Genomic DNA, 16840 nt, shown 5'->3' with positions numbered 1-16840 from the left:
CTGGTGTTGGACGGTCTCAAGAAGGCAGGTTACTTGGGGATCGGGCTTTTTAGTCTGACCCGGGAACAGATCGAGAAGATGGTGGACGACTGGGCCAAAAAGGGCGAGGTGCAGCGCCGGGAGACTAGGGAGATTGTGGAAGAGCTAGTGGAGCGAGGCAAGAAGGAGAAGGAGGCCATCGAAAATGCGGCCAAGAAAGAAGTAGATCGGTTTATGGGTCGCATAAATCCCGTAACCCGCAAGGACCTGGAGCGGCTGGAACAGCGTTTGGCTCGCATTGAGAAGAAATTGGGCCTGGAACCGATCGAAGCCGAGGCCGATAATGATGCGCCTAGCCAAGAGGTTAATGCGTAAACTAAATAGCCTAACTAGGGGAGGCATTCATGGCTCAATGGAAGCGGCGGCGGGATGAGGTTCAGCGCCTGCGTCAGATTGCTCAAGTAGCTACCAAGCATGGGTTTGGTTACCTAGTGGATGAGTTGGGGCTTACGGGGGTGGTTCGCCTCCCGCGTGCCTTGCTGCACCTTCCCGCCCCGGTGGAAAAAATAAGCCGAGGGGCCCATCTGCGCCAAATGTGCGAGGAATTGGGCCCTACTTTTATTAAGATGGGGCAAATGCTTTCGACCAGGCCTGACCTGCTCCCTCGGGATGTGGTGGAGGAGCTGGCGCGGTTGCAGGATGAAGTACCTCCCTTTGCCTTTGACACCGCCATTGAGGTAATCGAGGGGGAATTGGGTTGCCCGTGGACAGAAGTATTTAGGAGCATCGATGCTGTTCCTTTGGCGGCTGCTTCCATTGGGCAGGTCCATCGGGCTATCTTGGCCGATGGCCAGACGGTGGTGGTCAAGGTGCAGCGACCAGAGGTCCGTCAGGTGGTGGAGACTGACATCAGCATTCTTCTCCAGATAGCCCGCTTGGCCAACGAGCATACCCGCTGGGGACAGCTGTATGATCTAGTGGATATCGTGGATGAATTCTCGCGCAGCCTGGAACGGGAGATGGATTACCTGATTGAGGGGCGCAATGCTGATCGCTTGCGCCAAAACCTGAGCGGATTTGATTTCGTTAAGATACCGAAGGTTTACTGGGATTATACCACTACCCGAATGCTGGTGATGGAATATGTCTCGGGGCTAAAGCTTACCAATTTAGATCGGCTGGAGAAAGCGGGCTTGGACCGGAGCCTAATTGCCCGCCGCCTTGCCGACATCTTCTTCAAGCAAGTTCTGGAAGACGGCTTCTTTCATGCTGACCCCCATCCGGGGAATCTTGCCGTCCGGTCCGACGAATCCATAATCCTCATGGACTTTGGTATGGTAGGGTCCATTCCTGCTCAATATCAGGATTACTTTACCGACTTAGTGGTAGGTATAGTCCAACACGATAGCGATATCCTCATGCGCACCATTATGGATATGGGGATAGTGGCGGCTTCGGTGGATGAGCGGCGCTTGCGCCATGATATTGACCGCCTCCGGGATCGCTATGCGGAGATTCCTCTCAGCCAGGTCAAGCTGGGCCCCGCCATCGGAGAAGTTTTAGATCTTGCCTTTCGCTACCACATTCGCATGCCGGCTGAATTCACCCTATTGGCTCGGTGCCTGTTGGCCCTCGAGGGGGTAGCGGTGGAGCTTGACCCCAGCCTCAACATCATTAGAATTGCCGAGCCGTATGCACGCCAGGTGCTGATGCGGCGATTGAGCCCCTTGCAGGTTTTGGCCCGCTGGCGCCAGGGCACCCATGAATATCTAGAGCTATTCTTGGATTTGCCGCGGCGGGCCAATACACTTCTAAAACGGGCAGAAAAGGGCACGCTATCGGTTAAGATCGACAGCCGGGAAGTTGATGAGGAGCTGGCCCGGCTCCGGCGGTCAGTAGACTGGCTGGTCTATAGCTTTCTTGTTCTTTCTATCAGCGTGATTGGGGCGGCCCTGATCCTCCGGCCTACTCCCCTTACCATTTGGCTAAAGGGAGGGCTAGCTGGGTTCGGGGTGTTCTGCTTGCTTTACTTTCTGGTCTTCAGGTTTAGGCGGTAATCAAGGTGGCGGCAATTACCAAGGCGGGCGGATGAAGCGTTGAAATGGCGAGAATCCCAAGCCAAACTGGTGGTAGATTACATAGGCCTGACGGTAGGATCGATATTAGTGGCGTTGGCCTTGGCCTACTTCCTAGTCCCCCACCGGATCGCTGCTGGTGGCGTCAGCGGTCTAGCTACCGTCATTCATTATGTATTTGGTTTTCCGGTGGGCATCACCATGCTGGCCATTAACGTTCCCCTTTTCCTGATTAGCCTCAAGCAACTGGGCATAAGCTTCGGGGTCCGCAGCCTTTATGGAACCGTGGTCCTTTCCCTCTTTACCGATCTTTTTGCTGCCAAGGCCTACGTTGCTACCCGTGACCCTTTGTTGGCAGCCATTTATGGCGGTATCCTGAGCGGGGTCGGGCTAGGGATAGTTTTTCGTTCCGGCGGCACTACCGGCGGTACGGATCTTGCCGCTCGGGTGCTGCAAAAGTATTTTCGCACTAGCGTAGGTAGGCTGCTGCTGGGGGTCGATGGGGTAGTAATTGGTTTGGCAGGAATAGTTTTTGGAATAGAGCTAGCCCTCTATGCTCTGGCTTCCCTTTTCATCAGCAGCCGGGTCATAGATGTAGTCCAGGAAGGGGTAGGCTATGTCAAGGCGGCGCTAATTATCTCCGACCGGCATGAGGAGATTGCTGCGGCCATCATGCAGGAGCTAGAGCGGGGAGTTACTCGCCTGGAGGGGCGTGGGGGTTATACTGGCAAGCGGCGGGAGGCTATCCTGTGCGTTTTAGCCCGTTCAGAAGTGTCGCGCCTAAAGGAGCTGGTGGCTAGGATCGATCCCTCTTCGTTTATGGTAGTTGCTGATGTCCAGGAAGCTTTGGGAGAAGGATTCAAGGAATTCTCGGACAGAGAGCGCTAGTGCCCTTCATTGGCAGCAGAGAGTTGGAGCGGAATTGGGTGGCAGTTTGGAGTGAAGAGGAGGAAAAGGGCGAGAATTGGCGAAAGAGGGTATGTTGTCGATGAGCACATGGACAGGAAGGGAAAGCCACATGGATCCTGAGCTTAAGCAGCGACTGGAAGCCACCGCCCGAGAGATCCGGCGGCAGGTGATTACCATGATAGGAGCGGCTGGCTCTGGTCATCCCGGCGGCTCGCTTTCGGCTGTGGATATCATTACCGCACTTTACTTTCACGAGATGCGGTTGGATCCGGCCCAACCGCATTGGCCAGGCCGGGATCGTTTCATCCTCTCCAAAGGGCACGCGGCCCCAGCCCTATATGCGGCCTTGGCTGTGCGCGGTTTTTTCCCAACCGAACAGCTAACCACCCTGAGGAAGATGGGTAGCCCCCTCCAGGGGCACCCGGATTGTCGTAAGGTCCCAGGAGTGGAGGCTTCGACTGGCTCCTTGGGGCAGGGGCTTTCGGTGGCCAACGGCATGGCCTTGGCGGGGAAGATGGATGGGGCTGACTTTCGCGTCTATGTCCTTACTGGGGACGGTGAACTGGAGGAGGGTCAGATCTGGGAAGCGGCCATGGCCTCTGCCCATTACCGGCTGGACAATCTAATGGCCTTCATCGATCATAACCACTTGCAGATCGATGGCCCCATAAACCAAGTCATGTCTCCGGAGCCGGTGGCCGATAAACTGGCCGCCTTCGGCTGGCAGGTTTTAACCATCGACGGGCACAGCTTTGAACAGATCCTTGAAGCTTGTGCCTTGGCCCGGCGGACCAAGGGCCGGCCTACGGCAGTAGTGGCAGAAACCATAAAGGGGCGAGGAGTCTCCTTCATGGAGAATGAGGTGGGCTGGCACGGGGTGGCGCCTACAGCTGAGGAAGTGGAAAAAGCCTTGAAAGAACTGGGATTGAGATAGGAGGAACCAGATTGGGTGAGAAAGCTACGCGGGATGCTTATGGGGAAGCCCTGGCTCGCTTGGGAGAGGAAAGGGAGGACATTGTAGTTCTGGATGCGGATCTCTCCAAGTCCACCAAGACAGCTAAGTTCGCCGAGCGGTTCCCAGAGCGGTTTTTTAATATGGGTATTGCTGAGCAGAACCTGATGGGTACCGCCGCCGGGCTGGCCTTGGCGGGCAAGATCCCTTTCTGCAGCACCTTTGCCGTATTTGCTAGCGGCCGGGCTTTGGACCAGGTGCGCAATTCCATCGCTTACCCAAGGCTTAACGTGAAAATTGTAGCCACCCATGCCGGAATCACGGTGGGTGAAGATGGGGCCTCCCATCAGTCGGTGGAAGATATAGCCTTGATGCGGTCCATACCGGGTATGACGGTAATTGTCCCGGCCGACGCGGTTGAAACGGAAAAGGCGGTTTGGGCCATAGCGGCGATGGAAGGGCCGGTCTATATGCGGCTGGGCCGGGGGTCGGTGCCCGTTGTTCACGGAGCCGATTACCAGTTTCAGCTGGGGAAAGCGGAGCTGATGTGCCCGGGGCAAGACGCTACCATTGCTGCCTGCGGCGTCATGGTGGCAGTGGCCCTGGAAGCAGCAGAGATGCTAGCCCGAGAAGGAGTCCAGGTTCGCGTGCTTAACCTGGCTACCATAAAACCCCTGGATGAGGAAGCGGTGGTGACGGCGGCAAAAGAAACCGGCGCCGTGGTTACGGCCGAGGAGCACAACATTATTGGCGGGCTAGGTAGCGCTGTAGCTGAGACTTTAGGTGAACATTTTCCCGTACCCCTAGAGCGGGTGGGGATACGCGATGTCTTTGGTCAGTCGGGAACGCCGGACCAGTTGATGGCCCATTATGGGCTGAGGGCAGTTGATTTGATAAATGCCGTAAAGCGGGTTTTGCGGCGGAAACAGTAGTTCCTCGCCCGGGGGTTGACCCCCATCCCACCTTCGCCCACAGCTATCCCCTTAAATTGGCAGCGCTTAGTGAAATTTCCAAGGATAGGATGGCATAGTTTTGCAGGATTTGAAAGGATTCGCAGGGTGTTTGTCGAAACCAAGGGAAAAAAGAGAGCTTGAAGTTCGACCCTTTGCCCCTGTCTAGGTATTATCAGACTAATTCGGGAAAAGCCACAGAATCTGTCGAATCAGGCATAAACTTCTGATTCCTATTCTCCGAACTAATATATAGGGGTGTCTAGCCTTGGCCGGGAGAGGGAGGAGAACTGTTTGATCCAATTCTTAAACGTTTCCAAGATATACTCGGGAGGAAATAAGGCCCTGGTTGATGTGTCTTTTCGTATTGAGAAGGGGGAATTCGTGTTCATCGTCGGCCCCAGCGGGGCAGGTAAGACCACCTTGATTAAATTGCTAATGCGGGAAGAGCAACCTTCCAAGGGACAGGTCCTCCTGGAGGGGAAAAACATTGGTAGGCTAAAGCCCTCGGAGGTCCCTTGGGTGCGTCGGCGGATGGGAGTGGTCTTCCAGGATTTCCGCCTGTTGGAGGATCGCACGGTGTTTGAAAACGTGGCCTTGGCCATGGAAGTGGTAGGTGCTAGTCCTGGAGAAATCCGGCGGCGAGTTCCCGAGGTACTAGGCCAAGTTGGTTTAGGGGACAAGCTAGGAGCCTATCCGGTCCAACTTTCTGGTGGAGAACAGCAGCGGGCGGCCATAGCTCGAGCTATTGTGAATCGGCCGGGTTTGGTAGTGGCTGATGAACCCACGGGTAATCTAGACCCAGGCATCAGCCAAGAGGTGATTGATTTGCTGGTAGATGTAAATAAGAGCGGAACTACGGTCATAGTGGCTACCCACGCCCAGGCCCTGGTCAACGCCATGCGCAAGCGCGTGCTCACCCTCAACCGCGGGCGATTAATCCGGGATGAGGAAAGGGGGTTGTACCGACTTGAGGCCTAGAATGGCCTGGTACTACCTTAAGCAGGCGCTGATTTCTATGCGCCGCAACTTGGGAATGGGTGTAGCGTCAGTGGCTACCATTGCTGTGGCTTTGCTGATTCTGGGCGGGTTTGTCTTGATCATCCTCAACGCTTCCCGCATGACCACGGCAGTGGAGTCGCAAATGGAGATCGCCGCTTTCCTAAAAGTGGATGCCAGTCAGAAGGATGTCGATGGGGTCGGGTATCTGATCCGCCAGCTTCCCGGGGTTAGTTCGGTGGAGTTGGTGACTAAAGAGCAAGGATTGGCTCAAGTGGGGCCAGCCCTGGGCGGGGAAAGCCAACTCTTGGCCGCCCTGGGCGGGGAAAATCCGCTGCCCGATTATTACCGAGTGAAGGTAGAGCGGCCGGAACAGGTTATCCCCACTGCTCAAGCGATTGCCCGGATGCCTCATGTGGATGAAGTCCGCTACGGACAAGGAACCATCGAGAAGCTGCTGGCCTTTACTCGCTGGCTGCGGCTTATCGGCACTACCCTGTTGGTAGCCTTGTCATTGGCGGCGGTGTTTTTGGTGGCCAATACCATCAGGATCTCAGTTTATGCCAAGAAGCGGGAGATCAGCGTGATGCGCTACGTTGGCGCCACCAATTGGTTTATACGCTGGCCCTTTATTATCGAGGGCTTCTTGCTGGGGGCGCTGGGCGGCGGCATAGCGGTTTTCATATTGATGCTTGGGTACCAAACCATGCTCAACTATGTCCAGTCGACCCTAAACTTCATCCCTTGGGTTACGGATCCGGCTTTGATGCGGGACATGGTCTTGGGGTTAGTGGCCCTGGGCGCAGTAGTAGGAGTGCTGGGGAGCATCATTTCCATGCGCCGCTACCTCGAAGCCTAAAAGCCACCCAGCACTCAGCCTGGGGACGGGGCGCGGAGTTTGCCCACATCATATGGTAAAGCTCCGCCCGAGTCCTGTTGAGTCAACACTTGAGTGCTGGGCGGGGCGGAGGGCCAGCCCCGCCAGGTTGGAAGTAAGTTATCTTTGAAGGAGAAAGGGGGAGGAGATGTGGCGCACAGAGTGAGGCCACTAAGCTTGAAGCGCCAAATCAGGTGGATTACCAAAGCTGTAGCTGTAGTCAGCCTAGTAGCGCTCCTGGTCTCAGGTGTGAGCTTGAGCCCGCCGGTAACTGCCAGCGGGTCCGAACTAGATGAGCTGCAGAGGCAACAGCAACAGATAGGAGAGCAGATTCAAGATCAGCAGAATGCTTTGGCCCAAGCCGAGTCGAAGGTGAAAGAGCTCTCTCAAAAGCTAGGGGAGCTGGAACAAAGCATTCGCTCCATCGAGGCCGACCTTCGGGCCTTGGATCGCGAAAAGCAAGCCACCGAGGCTCAGATTCAAGCCACTCAGAAACAGCTGGAGCAAGCTGAACAGGAGCTGGAATACCGAAGCTCAGTTTTAGGTACCCGTTTACGCGATATTTATAAAAACGGGCAAATTAGCTACATAGAGGTTCTGCTGCAATCTGCCAGTATCAGCGATTTCCTGGTTCGGCTGGATCTGCTGAAACGGATTGCCCAGCAGGACAAGCTGATGGTGGAGCAGGTCAAAGCCCAGCGACAGCGGATTGCTGAGCAGAAGGCGCAGCTTGTGCAACAAAAGCAGCGCATTGAAGCCTTGTCGGCGCGCATCCAACGGCAAAGGCAGAGCTTGGCTGATCGTCACCAGGAGCAAGCTCAGCTTCTCGCCCTTTCTAAGGCTGAGAAGCAGAAGATTGCTCGGGCACTGGACCAGCTGGAGGCTGAATCCCGGCAGATCGCGGCCAGGATCCGCGAGATCCAGAGCCGCAACCGGCGCAACATCGAGGGCTCGGGCACGTCCGGGTTAGCTTGGCCGGTGCCGGGGTATTTCACCATCACCTCGAACTTTGGGTGGCGGATTCACCCGCTTTTAGGGGATCGGCGCTTCCACGATGGGGTAGACATTGGGGCCCCAACCGGCGCTACGGTGGTGGCTGCCCAGGATGGCATAGTAATCATGGCCACCTACTACGGGGGCTACGGCAACTGCATCATCATCGATCATGGTGGTGGCTTTGCTACCATGTATGGTCACCTTTCAGCTTTTCTGGTGAGTTCAGGTCAGAGGGTCAGCAAGGGGCAGGCCATTGGTCGGGTCGGCAGTACCGGGTGGTCAACCGGTCCCCACCTACATTTTGGAATTAGACTTGACGGAGAGCCAACTGACTCGTTACGCTATTACTAGGCTGCCCCCAGGGAATAGTTGGTATCTGAAGCACATATCTATAAATGGCATCAGACAGACTAGGGAGGGCCAGGACCAAGGCCCTCCCAGATGTGATCTGAGCCTTGCCAAGAACGCGTCTGGAGGTGGCGTTGGGGATTTCCCTTAAGGAAGGCGGGTTGGCCTTGGTTAAATGGCGCCGGCTGGCAGCAGGTTTACGCACCCTAGCTTTAGTATTCTCAGTAGTAGTGACGGTGAGCGTAGGCACCTTTATTGCTACCCATTACCACGAAGTGGAACAAATCGTCCAAGTGGTTTCGCTCTTAAAGAGTCAGAGCCTATCTAATCCAACTACCTCCCAGATCCTTCACGGTGCTCTATCCGGCATGGTTCAATCTCTGAATGACCCCTATTCTGTGTATTTGGAGCCATCGGCGTACCAACAGCTGAAAGCTCAGGTGTCAGGCAACTATGGGGGAGTTGGCTTAGTAATTGACATGCGGGAAGGGGTACTGGAAGTAGTGCTGCCTTTCCCTAAGACCCCCGCCTACCGGGCCGGCATCAAAAAAGGAGACCTCATCGTTAAGATAGGCGACCAACAAACGGCGGGAATGGATCTGGAAAAGGCAGCGGAGTTGCTCAAAGGGCCGCCTGGGTCCCAGGTGACGGTGTCGGTGCAACGCCCAGGTGAAACTAGGCTCCGGGATTTTGTTCTTACCCGGGAGGTTATCCAGATCCCCACGGTAGAAAGCAAGTTGCTACCCCGGCCCTTGCCTATCGGTTATGTGCGCCTGACCATGTTTAGCGACCACACCGGTCAAGAGTTGGGACAGGCCTTAAACGAGCTCCGGCAGCAGGGTGCCAAAGCCATAGTCCTGGACCTACGCAATAACCCGGGTGGATCATTGCGGGCGGCGGTGGAGGTGGCCAGCTACTTTATTCCCCGGGGGCCAGTGGTGCATCTGGAATACCGGGCTCGGAAGGAAACCTATGAGGCCTTGGGGAATTACCTGCAACTACCTCTGGCGGTGCTAATCAACCGGACTAGCGCCAGCGCCTCGGAGATTGTTGCTGGCGCTATCAAGGATAACGGTACCGGTACCTTAATTGGGGAGAGGACCTTTGGCAAAGGATTGGTACAAACGCTGTTTGAAATTGATTCCCAAGCGGCAGTGAAGCTCACTACGGCCCGCTACCTGACTCCTAAGGGACATGACATTAATAGCAAAGGGATAGAGCCAGACATTACCATCAAGTTGGATGCCCAAACTGAAGAGCGGATCCTCACCCACAGCCCTGACTTGGGGCACGATCCTCAGCTCCAAAAAGCCGTGGAGCTCGTATCCCGAAAGGCGGCCTAAGCATGTTACCTTGGCGGCAACTGGCGGTTGTAATCCTCCAAGCTTTAGCCCAGGCGGTGATCAACCCCCTGTTCTGGGTGGTGGTGGTATTTATTGCCTGGCAGTACCAGCGCCTCCTGCAGACGCGCAGGCAGCTATTTGGGGTTAAGTCTCCCCAAGTATGGAAACCTACCCTGGTAGCCACTGCCCAAGGAATAGTGGGGGGGTTAGTGGGGAGCCTAATAATGGTGGTGACAGGCATCTCCTTGTCCCATATTGGGGCGGTATACCTGTGGGCGTTAGCTTTGCTGCTGATGCTGATAAGCCCCCACTTGCTGTGTTTTTCTTACTCCGGGGGCATAATTGCAACTTTTTCGTTGATCTTTGGAGTACCAAAGATCGATGTGCCTCAGTTAATGGGGTTAGTGGCCGTGTTGCACATGGTGGAAAGCTTGCTAATCCGTTTCTCTGGTCATCTAGGCGCCACGCCGGTCTACGCTCAGGCTGGGGATGGGCAGGTGGTAGGTGCTTTCAACTTGCAGCGCTTGTGGCCGATTCCCATTGTGGGCTTGGTGCTCGCCGGCGGGGTGAATCTGCCGCCGGACAGCATGGTAGCTATGCCCAACTGGTGGCCGTTGATCCGGCCTACCCTGGAAAACCCTGAGCATGGGGTGTATTTGCTCTTACCAGTGATAGCAGCTTTGGGTTATGGGGACTTGGCCCTAGCGCATACCCCCAATCAAAAACGTCATAGCTCGGCCATTAGCTTGGCCATGTTCAGCTTCATCCTGTTGGGGTTGTCAGTGCTGGCTTCGTATTTTCACCGGCTGTCCATTTTGCCGGCACTATTTGCGCCCTTAGGACATGAATTCATCATCCGCCGAGGTCAGGCGGTGGAGATGCAGGGGAAACCCATCTATGTGCCTTCGGACCGGGGGGTGCGAGTTCTTGATGCTTTGGAGGGGTTTCCTGCTTATTTGGCGGGAGTAAGGAGCGGAGATATTATTGTGGCCGTCAACGGCACCAAGGTTAATAGCCGTAGAGATCTAGAGGAGAGGCTAGCGGAGGCGACCACCAGGGTCCATCTCGAGGTCTTGCCGTCAGAATTAGAAATGCCACCCCAGCGGCGTACCAGATCGCTTACGGTAGAAAGGATGCTGGAGCAACCCTTGGGCCTGATTCTAGTTCCGGAAGGGCTGGATCAGCCCCACGTGCGGCTAGAAAGAGGGGGGTGGATTATTCGCTGGTGGCGAAAGAGGTGGGAGCCGGGAGCTAAATAAGCCAGAGGCAGGTGTCGGTAGGAGGGCAGTAGTGTTGATCGATCGGCCTGAACCTATGGATGTGCTAATCGTGGACGACGAGGCTCGCCTGTGCCAATTGTTGGAACAGTATTTGGCGACTAAGGGTATCAAAGCCATAAGCACTACTAAAGGATCTCAGGTAGCAGAACTAATGCAAAACCACCAGCCCAAGGTAGTGCTGGTAGATTTGCGCTTGAGCGATATGTCCGGCCTGGAAGTAGCGGAAGGAATTAGAAAGGGGGGCGCCAAGTCTGCTATAATCATGGTAAGCGCTTTCCTTTCACCGGCCGATAGCCAAAAAGCCAAGAGCCTGGGAATAGATGGCTTGCTGGAGAAGCCCTTTGATCTTGAAAAAGCTTGGGAGCATGTCCAGCAAGGGATGGAGATCTACCGGCGGCGGCAACAACAAGAGTAGAGAGTTGGGAACAACTGATAGCCTGAGCGGGGATGAGTCTCCCGTGCAGCCAGCCGCCCAACTCGGCATGAAAAAAGCATGTAGGGGATGCCGGGGTGCTGGTCTGAAAGCGACATTAAGCCGAGCGGCCAAGCCACCTTAGCGACGACGAGGGCGGAGGTGCCCAGCACTCAACTCACTGAGAGCTTGGGATCCACGCCATACGCAGCAAGATATTTGCAGGGCTGTAGTCTTGTGGTTGGTTGAGTGCTGGGCGCCACAGCCCGAGATGCAGCGCAAGCTCGCTCCGCGCAGGATTGCGGAGCGGAGGAACAGCGCCCTGACTGGAAATATATGTTTTTTGAGGGGGGATAATATTGGCTAATGGTGGGCGGCTTCGGATTGGCGTCTTCACTGACAGCTATCTTCCCTATGTGAGCGGAGTAGTCCGATCCGTACAGAGCTTTACTAAGGAGCTTCGCGAGCTGGGCCACGAAGTATACATCTTTGCCCCCAATTATCCTGATGCCCAGCCCGAGCCAGGACTATTTCGCTTTCCCTCCTTGCCGGCTTTAACCTTCAGGGAATTTAGCTTGGCCTTGCCTATTTGGCCGGGATTGAGCGCCGTGATCCGCAGCCTAGGCTTAGACATAATTCATAGCCACTCCCCTTTTGTCTTAGGCTCGCTGGGAGCCCGTTATGCTCACAAATACAGCATCCCTTTGGTTTTCACCTACCACACCCTTTATGATCAGTATGTGCACTATTTTCCTCTGGCTCCAGGGTTATCCAAAGTGATCGTCGAGAAGTATACGGCTGACTACTGTAACCGTTGCCAACTAGTAGTTGTGCCTACCCGGGTAATCAAGGAAAAGATCCTTGCTGACGGGGTCAAGGTGCCGATCAAGATCATACCGACAGGAATCGACGTTAAAAGATTTGCTTCTGGCGATCCGCTCTGGCTTAGGCAACGGCTTAAGCTCGGCACTGACCGCAAAATTGTCCTATCGGTGGGCCGCCTGGGGAAAGAGAAAAACGTGGAGTTTTTGCTGGATGCCTTTGCCCTGGCCATGAAAGAGGTCCCCGAGGCGTGCCTGGTACTGGTGGGAACCGGTCCGTTAGAAGGGTTGCTTCGAGAACAGGCCCAGCGCCTAGGTATAGCCGACAATATGTTCTTGATGGGGAGGCTGGATGCTTCCGAGATCGTTCACGCTTACGCGGGGGCGGATGTGTTTGCTATTGCTTCCCTGACCGAGACCCAGGGCCTGGTTACCCTCGAGGCCAAGGCGGCCGGGTTACCGGTAGTGGCGGTGGATGCCTTCGGCAGTCGGGAAATGGTCAATTCGGGCGAGGACGGGTTCTTAGTACCCTTGAAAAAAGACAGCTTTGCTAACCGCTTAGTGCAGCTGCTCAAGCACTCCGAGCTCAGAAAAGCCATGGGGCAAGAGGCTAAGCGTCGCGCCCAGGATTGTTCGGCCCGAGCGTCGGCCCTGAAGCTAATTGGTGCTTATCGGGAAGCAATTGAGAGGCGGCAGGGGGCCTCACCGAGCCGCGATCAAGGCAAAGTAGCTGCCGGGTGAGATTGTTTAGGAATGGTCTGAGGCCGGGGGATAGTTGAACTGGGCCAGGGCTTTGATTATATCTCCGCGGCAGATTAGGCCCACCAGGGTGCGGCCCCGTACCACTGGCACCCTTTTCAGGCGCCGTTCGGTCATAATGGTAGCCACCATCTCCAGATCGGTCTCCTCAGTAACGGTAATCACCCGCCTGGTCATTACTTCGGTTACCGAGAGGCCGAGGAGGGCTCGAGCCTTTTCCGGAAGCTCCTCGGTGTCAGCAAATATGAAGATGCTGGCCAGGGCATCGATTACCAGCGGGCGGTTAGCGCGAATCCGAGCCACGATATCGCCATCGGTTACGATTCCCACCACCTCGTTGCGGTCGTTTACCACCGGCAGGGCCCCAATCCGGTGTTCGGCCAATAGCCGTACCACGTCGACTACCTTGGCCTCGGTGGAAACCTTGATTACGTTACGGACCATAACGTCCCGGGCCAGCAAAACTGCCTGCCCTCCTCTGTGACTTTTGCCTCTCAGGTTAGCAATCTGCCCCATGGTTGTCAAGTTGACCCAAGTGCAGTTTTACCTTGGTGTGCTATAATCGTGATTGGTTGGTGGATCCGCTGCCCTGGGTAAGCGGAGTTGGCTTGGAGGCATCAGGATGGGACAAGGACAGTTCATCTTAAAGTCAGATTTCGTGCCCCGAGGCGACCAGCCCGAGGCCATTGCCGCCTTGGTAGAAGGAGTGAGGGCCGGTTACCGGCACCAAACCCTTTTGGGGGTCACTGGGTCGGGAAAGACCTACACTATGGCTCAAGTCATCCAGGCGGTGCAGCGTCCTACCCTGGTCATTGCCCACAATAAGACCCTGGCGGCCCAACTGTGTGGCGAGTTTAAGGAGTTTTTTCCTGACAATGCGGTAGAGTATTTCGTGAGTTACTACGACTATTACCAGCCGGAGGCTTATATCCCCCAGACGGATACTTATATTGAAAAGGATTCCTCCATCAACGATGAGATCGATAAGCTTCGCCACTCGGCTACCGCCGCCCTGTTTGAGCGCCGGGACGTAATTATAGTGGCTAGCGTCTCCTGCATTTATGGTCTGGGATCCCCCGAGGATTATCGAGACCTCATGGTTTCGCTTCGGGAAGGGGAAGAATACGACCGCAACCAGGTTCTGCGGCGGCTGGTTGACAACCAATACGTACGGAACGACTACGATTTCCACCGTGGGACTTTTCGGGTCAGGGGAGATGTGGTGGAGGTTTACCCGGCTTCCTTTACAGAAAAGGCCATCCGCATTGAGTTCTTCGGCGATGAAATCGACCGCATTCTGGAGATAGACCCGTTGACTGGAGAGATCCTGGCCCGGCGCCGGCACGTGGCTATCTTTCCGGCTAGCCACTATGTTACTGAGAGCGAAAAGATGGAGCGGGCCATAGCCAGCATCGAAGCGGAGCTGGAGGAGCGGCTGAGAGAGCTCAGAGCCCAGGGCAAGTTGCTGGAGGCCCAGCGTTTGGAGCAGCGCACCCGTTTTGACTTGGAGATGATGCGAGAAGTCGGTTACTGTAACGGGATTGAGAACTACTCTCGACACCTTACCGGCCGAAAGCCAGGCGAGCCCCCTTATACCTTGCTGGACTATTTCCCTAAGGACTTTCTGGTGTTTATTGATGAGTCGCACCAGACTATTCCCCAGCTTGGAGGAATGTATGAGGGGGATCACTCTCGCAAGCTAACCCTGGTGGAGTACGGCTTTCGTTTGCCTTCGGCTTTGGACAATCGGCCCCTCAAGTTTGCGGAATTTGAGGAACGTGTACCCCAGGCTATCTACGTATCAGCCACTCCTGGCCCTTATGAGCTCCGGCACAGCCAGCAGGTAGTGGAGCAAGTCATTCGACCTACCGGACTGGTAGATCCGCAGGTGATAGTCCGCCCGGTAGCAGGGCAAATCGATGATCTGCTGAACGAGATTCAGAAGCGGGTAGCCAAGAAGCAGCGGGTTTTGGTAACCACCCTGACCAAGCGCATGGCGGAAGACTTGACCGATTATTTGCGAGAGGTTGGGGTTAGGGTACGTTACTTGCATTCGGAGATCAATACCATCGAGAGGATGGAGATCATTCGCGATCTCAGGTTGGGTGAGTTTGATGTCCTGGTGGGCATCAATTTGCTGCGCGAGGGGCTAGATCTGCCTGAAGTGGCGCTGGTGGCCATTTTGGATGCGGACAAGGAGGGTTTCTTGCGCTCGGAGACTTCCTTGATTCAAACTATTGGCCGGGCAGCTCGTAACGTGGAAGGAACGGTTATTATGTATGCCGACCGCATAACCGATTCCATGCAGCGGGCTATCCAGGAAACTGAACGGCGCCGGGCCAAGCAACTGGCCTATAACCAAAAGCATGGCATCACGCCCCAGACCATCAAAAAGGCTGTGCGCGACGTGATTGAAGCTACTTATGCCGCCGAGCCAAAAGTACCTTATCTCCCCAAGCGCCAAGTGGCCAATCTGTCCGCCCGTGAGCTGAAAAAGCTACTGGCCGACCTGGAGAAGGAAATGAAGGAGGCCAGTCGCCAGCTGGAATTTGAACGGGCAGCCCAGATTCGCGACCTGATTATCGAGCTGAGAGCCCAGTCTCGCCAATCTCCATCCCAATCAGCTTCTCCTGGAGGCCAGGTTGCCAGCCGCAAGCGCCGCCGGAAGCAGTCACTCGGCTAAAGAAGGGCCGCTGTTGCCACCGGCACTAGGTCGGGATCAAACTGGGTGCCACTTCCCCGCTGTAGCTCCTTTAAGGCTTCCTCGGGCGAACGGCGCTGCTGGTAAGGCCGCGGAGAGGTCATGGCGTCAAAGGCATCGGCCAAAGCTAGGACCCGAGCCCCCAACGGGATACCGTCTGCCCTGAGGCCCTGGGGATAGCCTTGGCCATCAAACCGCTCGTGGTGCCCGGAAGCTATCTCGCTAATCTCTTTCAGCCCGGAAATTTCTCTCAACAACTCTCCGGTATATATGGGATGATTGCGAATAGCCACCAGTTCTTCCTGGTTTAGCCGGCCAGGCTTATCCAGGATGGCTCGGGGAACGGAAATCTTTCCTAGGTCATGCAGAAGACCGCTCCAGTAGATGGCAGTAACCTCACTTGGACCTAGACCGGCGGCTCGTGCTATGCTTTGGGCGTAATTGGCTACGCGCTGGGAATGGCCGGCAGTATAGGCGTGCTTGGCGTCAATGATGCGGGCAAACACTTCCAATACCGCGGAAACGGAACAGCTAGGCGGCAGGGGCAAGGGGAGGCGGTCGGCCAACTGACGGACCCAGGCCTCAACCGCGGAGGAATCCGCCCAAACCTCCTTCAAGCCTTGTTCCATGGCGGCTTGAAACGCTTCAAAAGCTTGGGGAAGGAAGGCTTTGCCTGCTCCTTTCTTAAGCCCCTTCAGGATTTTCTGCCAGTCCCAGGGGGAGGCTAGCCGGAAATGAATGTCGGCGAGATCGGCGACATGCAAAAGCTGGGCGGATAGAGAAAGTTCTTCCCCAACCTTGCCCTGGGGATAGCCATGCCCGTCTAGGCGCTCGTGGTGGTCAGCCACGGCCGTGGCCAGAGCATCGGCTTGGGGTAAGGTGCGGAGGATAGCGCTGCCGATGGTAGGGTGTTCCTGTACCCCTGGAATAGCCAGGTAGTCAGGCTGGCTAACCAAGTGAACTATGTGGTCGGACAAGCCTACAGCGCCCACATCGTGAAGGAGGCCAGCATAGAAGACTAGCGCTTGCTGGGCCCGGTCGTCGGGATGAAGCTCAGCAGCAGCTGCCTGAGCGCCGGCCGCTACCCTCCAGGCATGGTAGAGCTTGACCTCTTCTTCGATATCCAAGGCCAGAGCCAGGGCGGCAACCAATTGATTGCAAGGGATATTGTTTCCAGCCATGCTGCATCCACCTCGCCAGCCAGTTATAAGGTAATTGTTGTCAACAAGGGTATTATAAGCTTAGATGTGCGGTTTGGGGATAAGCATTTGCTCGGGCTAGGCCTACCTTTGCTTGTGGTATAATACTTAGACGGGAACATTTAATGCTAGCCAGACATGCTTGATGGTGCATCCGAAAGAAGTATGAAAACGGCCGGGGATGCTGGCGTAAGGCGACTTTGGGCGAGCCTTGCGAGCCGTTGGCGAGACCGAGACCGG

General features: G+C 55.7%; 15 protein-coding genes. 13 read left to right on the top strand and 2 right to left on the bottom strand.

What is annotated here, in order from left to right; translation table 11 throughout:
• Window positions 1–3 precede the first annotated feature (3 nt).
• The 12 genes from H5U02_05240 to H5U02_05185 all read left to right on the top strand — a co-directional run bounded on the left by H5U02_05240 (window position 4) and on the right by H5U02_05185 (window position 12682).
• On the top strand, window positions 4–354 hold the full coding sequence (locus H5U02_05240; GenBank protein ID MBC7341839.1) for a polyhydroxyalkanoate synthesis regulator: 351 nt from the start codon (window positions 4–6) through the stop codon (window positions 352–354).
• Between the two features lie 29 nt (window positions 355–383).
• Window positions 384–2036, top strand: a complete 1653-nt coding sequence (locus H5U02_05235; protein MBC7341838.1) for an AarF/ABC1/UbiB kinase family protein — start codon at window positions 384–386, stop codon at window positions 2034–2036.
• A gap of 39 nt (window positions 2037–2075) precedes the next feature.
• Window positions 2076–2942, top strand: a complete 867-nt coding sequence (locus H5U02_05230; protein ID MBC7341837.1) for a YitT family protein — start codon at window positions 2076–2078, stop codon at window positions 2940–2942.
• A gap of 130 nt (window positions 2943–3072) precedes the next feature.
• Entirely contained in the window at window positions 3073–3897 is an 825-nt protein-coding gene (locus tag H5U02_05225) for a transketolase (protein ID MBC7341836.1), read from the top strand.
• Window positions 3898–3908: 11 nt separating this feature from the next.
• Window positions 3909–4847, top strand: coding sequence for a transketolase family protein (locus H5U02_05220; protein MBC7341835.1), 939 nt, complete (start codon window positions 3909–3911; stop codon window positions 4845–4847).
• Between the two features lie 312 nt (window positions 4848–5159).
• Window positions 5160–5846, top strand: a complete 687-nt coding sequence (gene ftsE, locus H5U02_05215) for a cell division ATP-binding protein FtsE (protein ID MBC7341834.1) — start codon at window positions 5160–5162, stop codon at window positions 5844–5846.
• A complete protein-coding gene (locus tag H5U02_05210) occupies window positions 5836–6723 on the top strand; it encodes an ABC transporter permease (GenBank protein MBC7341833.1) in 888 nt (295 codons plus the stop codon). The genes ftsE and H5U02_05210 overlap by 11 nt, the downstream gene beginning before the upstream one ends.
• Before the next feature lie 168 nt (window positions 6724–6891).
• Window positions 6892–8088 (top strand): peptidoglycan DD-metalloendopeptidase family protein, encoded by a 1197-nt coding sequence (locus H5U02_05205; protein MBC7341832.1) that lies wholly within the window; start codon window positions 6892–6894, stop codon window positions 8086–8088.
• 182 nt (window positions 8089–8270) lie between these two features.
• A complete protein-coding gene (locus H5U02_05200) occupies window positions 8271–9428 on the top strand; it encodes a S41 family peptidase (protein ID MBC7341831.1) in 1158 nt (385 codons plus the stop codon).
• 2 nt (window positions 9429–9430) lie between these two features.
• Entirely contained in the window at window positions 9431–10687 is a 1257-nt protein-coding gene (locus H5U02_05195; GenBank protein MBC7341830.1) for a PDZ domain-containing protein, read from the top strand.
• Between the two features lie 31 nt (window positions 10688–10718).
• A complete protein-coding gene (locus H5U02_05190) occupies window positions 10719–11123 on the top strand; it encodes a response regulator (GenBank protein ID MBC7341829.1) in 405 nt (134 codons plus the stop codon).
• Window positions 11124–11479: 356 nt separating this feature from the next.
• Window positions 11480–12682 (top strand): glycosyltransferase family 4 protein, encoded by a 1203-nt coding sequence (locus H5U02_05185; GenBank protein ID MBC7341828.1) that lies wholly within the window; start codon window positions 11480–11482, stop codon window positions 12680–12682.
• 6 nt (window positions 12683–12688) lie between these two features.
• On the opposite strand, the gene H5U02_05180 is transcribed toward H5U02_05185, so the two are convergent.
• A complete protein-coding gene (locus H5U02_05180) occupies window positions 12689–13162 on the bottom strand; it encodes a CBS domain-containing protein (GenBank protein ID MBC7341827.1) in 474 nt (157 codons plus the stop codon).
• A 160-nt stretch (window positions 13163–13322) separates the two neighbouring features.
• Between H5U02_05180 and uvrB the strand changes: the two genes are divergently transcribed.
• Window positions 13323–15383 carry an excinuclease ABC subunit UvrB gene (uvrB, locus tag H5U02_05175; protein ID MBC7341826.1) on the top strand — a complete coding sequence of 687 codons (2061 nt, stop codon included), beginning with the start codon at window positions 13323–13325 and terminating at the stop codon, window positions 15381–15383.
• On the opposite strand, the gene H5U02_05170 is transcribed toward uvrB, so the two are convergent.
• Window positions 15380–16582, bottom strand: a complete 1203-nt coding sequence (locus H5U02_05170) for an HD domain-containing protein (protein MBC7341825.1) — start codon at window positions 16580–16582, stop codon at window positions 15380–15382. The genes uvrB and H5U02_05170 overlap by 4 nt on opposite strands.
• Window positions 16583–16840: the final 258 nt, after the last annotated feature.

This window comes from Clostridia bacterium (genome assembly GCA_014360065.1).
Lineage (GTDB): Bacteria > Bacillota > DSM-521 > Neomoorellales > JACIYF01 > JACIYF01.
The sequence above is the reverse complement of the archived record's forward strand: the minus strand, read 5'-3'. Positions and strand labels throughout refer to the sequence as shown.